This window comes from Leptolyngbya sp. FACHB-711 (assembly GCF_014695615.1).
Lineage (GTDB): Bacteria > Cyanobacteriota > Cyanobacteriia > Elainellales > Elainellaceae > Leptolyngbya_A.
The window spans coordinates 1-3,944 of the sequence record NZ_JACJOR010000264.1; the positions used below are offsets into that span (position 1 = coordinate 1).

The following is a 3,944-nucleotide window of genomic DNA, read 5'->3' on the forward strand; positions in this document are numbered from 1 at the left end:
GTTGGAGTTTGAATCAAACTTTGGTTTAATTGCCTGCTTCGTAAACCCATATCCTTCGCTCTACAGTAATGACGGGCAACAATTGCTGACCTAGGCAGAAAACCATCTTTGTTTTTACAAGTTAGCAATTCCGCGTCTCAACGCAATAATGGCTGCTTGGGTGCGGTCATTGACATCTAGCTTGCTGAAAATTCGGTTAATGTGAGTCTTCACGGTACTTTCACTAATCTTGAGAGCCGTGCTAATTTCCTGGTTGCTCATTCCCTGCCCGACTAACTGGAGAACTTCTAGCTCACGATCGCTCAGTTCTGGAGCAGTTATCCGTTGGACTAGCTTGGCAGCCACATTGGGGGGAATATACTGTTGTCCCCTGTTCACGGTACGAATTGCTGTTAATAGTTCCTCTGGCTCAGAGTCCTTCAGTAAATATCCCTTTGCTCCTGCTCGCAATCCTCGATAAATCTCTTCATCAGTGTCATACGTAGTCAGCACAATAATCCGGGCGTTCGGAAACTCACTACAAATAGCTGTAATTGCCTGAACACCCTCTATTCCAGGCATCCGTAAATCCATCAAGGTCACATCAGGCTGCTGTTGCTGAAACACTGCGATCGCCTCATGCCCATTTCGCCCCTGACCCACAATGATGATATCCGGAGCCTTCTCTAACATCCCGATCAAACCCTGGAGAACAACGGGATGATCGTCCACAACAAGAACGCGAATGCGGCTGGGCTGATTCATGCTGACTTACTCCCGATTAATAGATACCACGATCTCTGTCCCTTGCCCTAAGTAGCTTTGAATCTTTAATTCAGCCTTGATGCGTTCAGCCCGTTGTGCCATCCCCAGTAGACCAAAGCCATTTCTCATCGCCTGGTTTTCTATATCAAATCCCTGCCCATTGTCTTTTATTCGTAAGATGCATTGGGTCGGTTCATAGACCAGTTCAATTCGGATTTCGTGCGCCTCGGCATATTTGATTGCATTGGTTAAAGCTTCCTGCCCAATCCGAAACAGATTATTTTCCAAATCGCAGGATAGGGGATAGGTTGTACCAATAACTTCGTAGACGATTTGGGTTGCGATCGAGGAGTCCAATTGAGCAGCAAGACGGCTTAATGCATCCTGTAAGTTACTGCTCTCTAAAAGGTATGGGCGGTGTAGCGCCTCTACTGAACGACGTGCCTCCGCAAGCCCAGAACGAGCTAAGCCGAGGATCTGGATGAGGAGAGTTTGCGCTTTTTCTGCATCCGTCGTTATCTCACTGGAGGCAGATCGAGTATGAATGATAATACCTGTAAATGCCTGTGCTAAAGTGTCGTGGATTTCCCGTGCCATGTGGTTGCGCTCTTCTAGAATGGAGGCTGCTTCGGCACGTTTGCGATCGGTGATATCTCTTGCCAGCCAAATGACAGAATGGTCTGAAATGGGAGAAATGCGAGTTGCAAACCAGGTTTCCCGTCTTCCCATCACCAAGCTATATTCTACTGTTAGAGGTTGCTGAGTGAGCAATGCTTGCCGAATATAGTCAAGAAATGTATCGGCTTGCGATCGCTCAAAAATTTCGTATAACGTTTGAGCCACCTGTTCGTCGATCGGTTGATGTAATTTCTCTAAGAGAATTGCTCTCAAAATACGCCCTTCTGCATTCACGACCAAGAGCGGATCGGGCATTGCTGAAAAGAGCGCACGAAGCTCTGCTTCAGAGGCTTGCAATGCTATTTCTGCCTGTTTGCGTTTAATTCCCAATGCAATCTCACGAGCTGCAAACTCCAACGCCTCAAAGTTGGGCACCGGAATGGGGTGTCGAGTAAACATCGCGATCACGCCAATAAGCTGATCATCCAGCAGTATCGGATAGCCCGCAAATGCTACCATGCCTTCTCGTTTTGCCCATTCTTGATCAATAGATGGCTCATCAAACACATTGTTGGTCAACAGAGGATAGCGATCCTGAGCAATTTGTCCAACTTTGAAGCTACCTACGGGAACTTGACTGTAGGTGCCGTCAAGACGGGTATACATCCCTGCACTGGCTTGTAACTCCAAAACATTCTGGTCTTGATTTACCGTCCAAATCCGAGCAAATGCCGCATTAAAGTGCTTAACAACGGCTTCAGCACAGCGATGCAGTATCAAGGGCAAACTAGCACTTTGAGCAAGGGCACTATCCACATCGGCGCGAAAAGCGGAGAGGATTGCCTGTTCCCGAAATTGAGCCTCGGACTGGCGCAACACTTCTTCTACTTGTTTGTGAGCGCTAATATCTGTCATGAGACTGTAGAAACCTCTCACCTGAGCATTGTCATCGAAATCAGGAATAAAGGTTGCGCTGATGCACCGCTTGCCAGGTGGAAAAGCGACTTCTGTTTCTAGATGTACTGTTTGCCCTTCAAACACCTGATTGACATACGGCTCAACCCGTTGATAAACCGCTTCACCGAAAAGTTGGCGAACAGGGTTGCCCAGAATTTCATTGCGGCTACGGTTAAACCAAACCTCATAGGTACGGTTGATGAATTGATAACACCGATTGGTATCTACGTAGCTGATCAAAACTGGTAGAGCGTTGGCAATCAGTCGTAATTCCTGTTCCCGATGGCGCAGTTCTGCTTCGCTTTGCTGTAAAGCTGCCGTTCGTTCTGCTACCTGTTGCTCCAGGATACGGTTGTAATCAGCTAACAGTTTCTCCGATCGTTTCCGCTCCGTAATGTCTTGAAAAGCCACAATTGCGTAAGCCACGTTCTTATGTTCGTCAAAGACTGGAGTTCCGCATGCCTCAATAGGAATAATCGCCTCGCCCTGGTGAATCTCTAAATCATCCCTTCTTGTACGTTCGCCTTTCAACGCTCGAACGATTGGCATCATCTCAGATGAACAGGTTTGATCCGTTCCAGCCTGGTAAACTTGATAAACTTCTGGAAGTTGATCGGGTGTTACGGTAGGGTCAACGCCTTTGCCTAATAGCTGAATGCCTTGTTGATTGAAATAGTAAGGGCGACCCGTCGTATCCAAGACCCCAATCCCTACGGGAACCGCCTCTAGAAATTGATTGAGCTGATTTTTGCTATCGCTTAGCTTTGAGTAGAGTTTAGCATTTTCGATTGAAATGGCTGCTTGGGTTGATAATAGATGCAAAACCTGCGATCGCGTAGCGTCTCCGGAGAATCGTTCTGGTGTGAAGGCTCCAGCCGCTAATTGGTTTTCTAGGTACAACACACCAACCAATTTACTTTGATTCAGCAGTGGTAAACAGAGTAGTGATTGAGTTTGGTTGCGTTGAATGTAAGGATCGTTGATGAAATTTCCTTCATGAGTTGCATCACTTAAAATCACAGATTGATGAGTTCGGATCACATACTGAATGACTGATTCAGGCAAACGGTTTACAATTGGAATCGATTGCAACACTTGCGTAGCCGAGACTTGCTCACCCTCATTGAGTTCACAAGCAGCCTCAATTACCCATTCTCCTGAGTTTTCTAAAATCAAGCATCCGGTTTGTGCACCCGCGTTCTCAATTAGGATCTGCATTAGAGAATGGAGTAATCGCTCCAATTCAATCTCACTCGAAATCGCTTGAGTTGCTTTCATCACTGTCGCTAAATCGAGAGCAGTATGTGAGGTACTTGAGATGGTTCCGGTCGTGGTGCAAACTGGTGTAGAAACTACGTTGGAAGACTGAGGAAATAGCTGCGGATAACGAGTTTCTAAATCTCTAACCTTTGCGATTGCTCCCCATCGTTCATAGCAATAGTGAGCTTCCTTCATGTAAAGCTGGGCAAACTTTTCTCTACCACGAGCTAAGTAGTGTTTGGCGGCTAATTCATAGGCTAATGCTTCTTCTTGCAGATACTCGTTGTTCTTGGCTCCTTGAATGGCTTGTTCATATAAGTCTTCTGCTTCAGAAAGTTGACCCAAGACTCGCGCGTTCTCTGCCT

General features: G+C 46.6%; 2 protein-coding genes. Both read right to left on the minus strand.

The features are described 5' to 3' along the window. Positions 1-114 precede the first annotated feature (114 nt). Positions 115-744 (minus strand): response regulator, encoded by a 630-nt coding sequence (locus tag H6F80_RS10295; protein WP_190791475.1) that lies wholly within the window; start codon positions 742-744, stop codon positions 115-117. A 6-nt stretch (positions 745-750) separates the two neighbouring features. Beyond that, positions 751-3,944: PAS domain-containing protein (locus H6F80_RS29075; protein ID WP_199296489.1), on the minus strand; the 3,194-nt coding region annotated here is incomplete at its 5' end.